The 5,966-nt window shown below is 35.8% G+C and carries 8 protein-coding genes and 2 tRNA genes; all 10 read right to left on the bottom strand.

Going from position 1 to position 5,966, the window contains the following annotated elements:
* Nucleotides 1-586: 586 nt before the first annotated feature.
* A tRNA-Ser gene (locus Q5O30_RS10140) sits at nucleotides 587-675 on the bottom strand.
* A 46-nt stretch (nucleotides 676-721) separates the two neighbouring features.
* Nucleotides 722-806: transfer RNA gene (locus Q5O30_RS10135), tRNA-Ser, on the bottom strand.
* Nucleotides 807-953: 147 nt separating this feature from the next.
* Nucleotides 954-1,655: a 2-C-methyl-D-erythritol 4-phosphate cytidylyltransferase gene (ispD, locus tag Q5O30_RS10130; protein WP_021953636.1), complete on the bottom strand. Its 702-nt coding sequence runs from the start codon at nucleotides 1,653-1,655 to the stop codon at nucleotides 954-956.
* Between the two features lie 19 nt (nucleotides 1,656-1,674).
* Nucleotides 1,675-2,694, bottom strand: a complete 1,020-nt coding sequence (gene tsaD / locus Q5O30_RS10125) for a tRNA (adenosine(37)-N6)-threonylcarbamoyltransferase complex transferase subunit TsaD (protein WP_021953635.1) — start codon at nucleotides 2,692-2,694, stop codon at nucleotides 1,675-1,677.
* An 11-nt stretch (nucleotides 2,695-2,705) separates the two neighbouring features.
* A complete protein-coding gene (locus Q5O30_RS10120; protein ID WP_302624269.1) occupies nucleotides 2,706-3,617 on the bottom strand; it encodes a ribonuclease Z in 912 nt (303 codons plus the stop codon).
* Between the two features lie 17 nt (nucleotides 3,618-3,634).
* Nucleotides 3,635-3,874 carry a hypothetical protein gene (locus Q5O30_RS10115; protein WP_021953633.1) on the bottom strand — a complete coding sequence of 80 codons (240 nt, stop codon included), beginning with the start codon at nucleotides 3,872-3,874 and terminating at the stop codon, nucleotides 3,635-3,637.
* Between the two features lie 79 nt (nucleotides 3,875-3,953).
* Complete coding sequence (gene rimI / locus Q5O30_RS10110; protein WP_021953632.1) at nucleotides 3,954-4,391, bottom strand: ribosomal protein S18-alanine N-acetyltransferase; 438 nt, start codon at nucleotides 4,389-4,391, stop codon at nucleotides 3,954-3,956.
* Entirely contained in the window at nucleotides 4,381-5,100 is a 720-nt protein-coding gene (tsaB, locus tag Q5O30_RS10105; protein ID WP_021953631.1) for a tRNA (adenosine(37)-N6)-threonylcarbamoyltransferase complex dimerization subunit type 1 TsaB, read from the bottom strand. The genes rimI and tsaB overlap by 11 nt, the downstream gene beginning before the upstream one ends.
* A gap of 8 nt (nucleotides 5,101-5,108) precedes the next feature.
* Nucleotides 5,109-5,531 carry a tRNA (adenosine(37)-N6)-threonylcarbamoyltransferase complex ATPase subunit type 1 TsaE gene (gene tsaE / locus Q5O30_RS10100; RefSeq protein WP_021953630.1) on the bottom strand — a complete coding sequence of 141 codons (423 nt, stop codon included), beginning with the start codon at nucleotides 5,529-5,531 and terminating at the stop codon, nucleotides 5,109-5,111.
* A gap of 97 nt (nucleotides 5,532-5,628) precedes the next feature.
* The coding region (locus Q5O30_RS10095; protein WP_302674686.1) for an ECF transporter S component at nucleotides 5,629-5,966 on the bottom strand (338 nt) is incomplete at its 5' end.

Genomic DNA, 5,966 nt, shown 5'->3' with positions numbered 1-5,966 from the left:
TCGATTACTCGAATTAACAATGTTCGCTCTGAAAATATTTATTTGAATTTTCAGGGATGGTTGCTGTTCAATTATCAATGTTCCTTTTGTTTGTCGCTATCGCGACAGCCATATTACTATATCATAGTTATTTGGCTTTGTCAACAACTTTTTTCTTTTATTTTTAAAAGTTTTTTTGTTGACCGTTGTCGTTTTCTTGCGACAGCTTGCATATCATATCATACGTTTTGATGTTTGTCAACAACTTTTTTAAATTTTTTTAAAAAAGCTTTTTTGAGAAGTTTCTCACTATATCATAGTTATTTGGCTTTGTCAACAACTTTTTTAGCTTTTTTTAAAAAACTTTGTCGTTTGTGTCACATCTCAGTGACAGCTTGTATATATTACCATATACTTTATTGTTTGTCAACAACTTTTTTTAAAAACTTTGTTGTTCGTTTGTCGTTTCTTAGCGACAACTCGTATATACTAACATATGCATTATTGTTTGTCAACAGTTTTTTAAACTTTTTTTGATTTTGCAAAATTGCATATTTTAGAGATAAATATAACTCCACTTAACCAATAGTGGAGTTATATTTGTTAACGGAGAAGGAGGGATTTGAACCCTCGCGCCGCTATTAACGACCTACTCCCTTTCCAAGGGAGCCCCTTCAGCCACTTGGGTACTTCTCCAAGCAGTTGACTTTTATCTTACGTGTTGTTACAGATTTCTCTGTAGCGGAGAAGGTGGGATTCGAACCCACGGTGGTACTACCCACACCGGTTTTCAAGACCGGCACCATAAACCACTCGGACACCTCTCCGTGTTGCACGCTCTCGTGACGTGCTTGATTATACTAACACTATTTTCTCAAAGTGTCAACACCAATTTTAAACTTTTTTCAATTTTTTTCTGCCTATTTTTTGCTCCTTAATTAGTTAGAACAACATATAAGCTTTTCTAATAGCTTCTATACTATATTTTGTGTCTGTTTCAAGAACATTTCTGCAATATAAATATCTTCCGGAGTAGTAATTTTTATATTTTTGTAATCTCCTTCTACTATTTTAACTTTAAAATTAGAATATTCTTCTACTACCATGGCATCATCTGTTATGTTTTTCTCCTGATCCTGCATCATTTTTTCGTATGCTTCCTTTACTAACGATGTAGAAAATGCCTGAGGTGTTTGTATACTCCATAATGTGTTTCTGTCAGGTGTACCGTCAATTATATTGTCTTTTGTACTTATCTTTATGGTATCTTTCACCCTGACTGCTGCAACACAGGCTTTATAGCTTTCTGCCCCCGCAATACATTCTTCAATAATTTTTCGATTAACCATTGGTCTTGCCCCATCATGAATCAAAACTATATCTCCTGTCGCCTCTTTTAATCCATTGTACACGGAATTATATCTTTCGGCTCCTCCCTCTACGATTTTCTTTACCTTTTTCAGATTGTATTTATCTACTATTTCATTTTGGCAATATTCAATATCATCTTTAGATGTTACTAATATAACTTCATCTGTTTTACTTTGTTCAAATGCAAAAAGGGAATACCACAAAACCGGTTTTCCCTTTATCATTATATATTGCTTTTTGGTTTTACTGTTCATTCTCCGTCCATTTCCGGCAGCTAACACTATAGCAGAAATCTTACCAGACATAATAATTCCTCCACTAACTTTATCTTTCCCCTAATTTAAGATTAGGTATTGCATTCAAATCCCATCCGTGACGTGTTCCGTTTATGTATTCATAATATGCAGCTGAGCCAATCATAACTGCATTATCTGTACACAAAACAGGCGATGGTCTGTAAAAGTCAATATTTCTTTTGCTGCATTCTTCCTGAAAGGCTTTTCTGACTGCTGTGTTAGAAGCCACTCCGCCTGCTATGGCAAACTTCTTCATTCCTGTCTCTTCTAATGCGTGCATAGCCCTTGTAACTAATGAGTCCACCACCGAATTTTGAAATGATGCAGCAATGTCTGCCTGATTGATTGTTTCTTTCTTCATTGTTGCAAGATTTATCTGATTAAGAACAGCCGACTTTAGTCCGCTAAAGCTGAAATCGTACTCACTTCCTGTTATTTTAGCCCTAGGGAACTCATATGCATGAGGGTTTCCATTTTGGGATACTTTGTCAATTTTAGGGCCGCCGGGATATCCTAAGCCTATGGCTCTTGCTACCTTATCAAAAGCTTCTCCTGCTGCATCATCTCTTGTTTTTCCTAAAATCCTATATTTTCCGTAATCCTCAACTACCACAAGATGAGTATGTCCTCCTGATACTACAAGACATACAAATGGTGGTTTTAAATCTTTATTGTCTACATAATTTGCACAAATGTGTCCCTCAATATGATGCACTCCCACTAATGGAATATTTTTAGCAAAAGCAATGGCTTTAGCTTCAGCCACACCTACTAAAAGTGCCCCTACAAGTCCGGGGCCGTAAGTTACACCTATAGCGTCAATATCATCTAATGTACATTTAGAGTCCCTTAAAGCTTTTTCTATAACATAATTGATATTCTCTATGTGCTTTCTGGAGGCTATTTCAGGCACTACTCCACCATATAGTGTATGCAAATCTATCTGGGAAGATATAACATTAGACAAAGCCTCTCTGCCATTTACAACCACAGCAGCTGCTGTTTCATCGCACGAACTTTCTATTGCAAGTATTTTTATATCCTTCAATATTGTCACCTCTACTCTTCTTCAAATATTAAATCAACAGACATCCCATCTTTTCCTGGTTTTGCATTTTCAAATATTTCCGTTACTGCATCCATATATAATGCCGGTTTCACTAAAGACGGACTATAATGAGTAAGCCACATTTCTTTTGGATTGGCTTCTCTTGCAATTTCTGCAGCTTCCTTAAATGTCATATGCTTATACTCTTTTGCTTTTGCTTCCTTATCCGGTTCCCCGTACATACCTTCACATATAAACAAATCTGCTCCGGTAGCTGCCTGAACAATATTAGGAACCGGTCTTGTATCTGTGGAATAAGTAACTTTAAGGCCTTTTCTAGGTTCACCCATAACCATATCAGGGGTATATTTACCCCCATTTATTTCTACACTTTCACCTTTTTGCAACACTCCCCACTTTTGAAGAGGAATGCCTAATTTTTTTGCCTTTTCAGGATTAAATTTTCCACTTCTGTCTATTTCTATGGAATATCCGTAACATGTGACCTTATGATTAACTTTAAACGCTTTTATCCTGTATTCTTCCATTTGTATTGTCTGAAGGTTTTCCGTTAATTCTATAAATTCAATATCAAAAGGAAGTTCCGGTGCTATTATTCTAAGAGAATTAACCACCTTTTCCAACCCTTTTGGCCCAATCATAAGAAGAGGTTCTGTTCGTTCTGCATTGCCCATAGTAAGTAAAAGTCCCGGTAGCCCGCTTATGTGATCTGCATGGTAATGAGTTATGCATAAAACATCTATAGGCTTAAAACTCCAGCCTTTCTGTTTTATGGCAACCTGGGTTCCCTCTCCGCAATCTATTAAAATATTACTTCCGTTGTAGCGGCACATAAGCGAAGTAAGATAACGCCTTGGTAATGGCATCATCCCTCCGGTACCTAACAAACATACATCTAACATTATTTCACCTTTACCTTTTATACCAGTTCAGTATACCCCTCTTCTTCAACAGGATATGTGAACTCTTCTGTAATTTCGTCATAGCATTTTTCACACAAATCAAAGGAATGTTTTTTTCCGTCTTTATCAGAAAAATATCCCCACTTATACTCTAATTCAAAGGCACCTTCCACAATAACGTGATTTTGAACCTTAATTTTCTTTCCACATTTATTGCAAAACACTGATTCTAACTGATTTTGTTTGTACACTCTCATATTCTTTTCTCCTATGATTTAAAATTCATAATTATTTTATTATTTTGTGTATAAAAATCATAGTGGAAAGTTATTCCGTTTATAGATTATGTTTCCACATTATAAGTGCGTTTTCCCTAGGTTTATCGTAAAAGTTTTTTCTTATTCCTTCTTCCTTAAAACCAATCTTTTCATATAATGCAATGGCAACACTGTTAGTCTCCCTTACTTCCAGAAAAACATCCCTGACACCTTTTTCATATGCCCTATTTAAGATATCTCTTACAATCTTCTCTCCAATTCCCTTTCGCCTGCTTAATGGATTTACTGCAACATTGGTTATATTGCCTTCTTCAAAGGATAAGTACATGCCTGCGTACCCTGCCACATTGTCATTTTCCTTTGCCACAATATAAATGGTATTGTCACTCTCCATAGAATCCCTAAATGCCTTTTCTGACCAGGGAATAGAAAAAATCTGCCTTTCTATTTCTGCCACCTGAGCAATGTCATCTACAGTCATTGATTCAATTGTCACTTTTTGCCTCTTTCATTTTTGCCTTTAATTCTCTTTCTGCCTGGGATAGACGGAGATATTCAGGCTTATGCTCCTTAGCTGTTTCTGTTTTTCCATTTTTGTAATATATTTCTGCAATAGTGCCTAACGTTGAGGCTTTATGTCTGTTCATGGAAGCCGGAGCGTAATAGTGTTTAGTATCCATTATGTCATCTATAAGTTGCTTATGAACATCTACTCCGTCCCCTAAAAACATAACCGATTCTTTTATTGTATCCAGTTCTTTTATCAACTCATCTATCATCATAATGCACTGAGGTTTAATGGTTTTCATTTCTGTTTCCTCAAACTTATATATTCCTGTGTATACCTGACCCCTTCTTGCATCCATTATAGGACATATTACATACTGGGATGAATATAAATTATATGCCAGTGCATCCATGGTTGGCACATTTATAATCGGCTTATTAAGGGCAAGCCCTATGCCTTTTGCAGTGGCACTGCCTATCCTTAAGCCTGTATATGAACCCGGACCACCTGTAATTGCTACTGCATCTATACTATCCATATCTATTTCTATCATTTTCACTATTTCCGCAATCATTGGTAACAGTGTCTGGGAATGAGTTTTCTTATGATTAATGGTATATTCTGCGTTTAAAATTCCATCTGTTGTTATGGCTACGGTAGCCACCATGGATGAACTGTCTATTGCTAAAATCCTCATTTTTTCTCCTAATCACTTACAGTTATTTTTCTATAATCAAGACCATTTTCAAGGTTTTTTTCAATCAAAACAATTTTTGCTTCATCAGGTATTAATTCCTCTATTAATTTTGCCCATTCTATAAGGCATACTCCCTGACCATAAAAATAGTCTTCATAACCTATTTCATACATTTCTTCAGGATTACCAATTCTATATACGTCAAAATGATATAACGGCAGACGCCCCTCATCATATTCCTGGATAATGGTAAATGTGGGACTGTTTACAGCCTCGTCAATTCCAAGTCCCTTGGCAAATCCCTGGGTAAACACCGTCTTTCCTACACCTAAGTCTCCGTCAAGACAGATTATCTCCCCAGCTTTTGCTTCGAGTCCTATTTTTCTACCTAATTCAAAAGTCTCCTTTGGAGACATTGTCTCATAAATCATATTTGCTCCTAAAAAAATATTGTTTACAATCATAAGGCTATATTATAAACCCAAATATGATTATAAACAATATTCTTATTATTTTCAAATTATATATTTATTTGTGTCCAATGCTTTTAATAAAAGTGCTTATGCGTTTATACAGCAAAAATGTAATTATACTGTCAATTACACCTTTTATAATATTAAATGGTGCCACACACACAATTGTAAATGAAAGCTTGTTTCCTACTAAAGGGTTAATGCTTTTTCCTGCGGCAAGTATTCCATCAAGAGGTGTTCCAAAGGCTTTTACATAAAATGGTATCATAATGAAGTAGTTAAGCACTACGCCAGCTACTGCCATAAATACGGTTCCTGCACATACGCCTATCAATGCGCCCTTCTTTGTTTTGATTTTCTTATAAATAATACTTGCAGGTACTATGAAACAGC

The organism is Eubacterium sp. CAG:161 (assembly GCF_000432355.1).
GTDB lineage: Bacteria > Bacillota > Clostridia > Lachnospirales > Lachnospiraceae > Eubacterium_G > Eubacterium_G segne.
The sequence above is the reverse complement of the archived record's forward strand: the minus strand, read 5'-3'. Positions and strand labels throughout refer to the sequence as shown.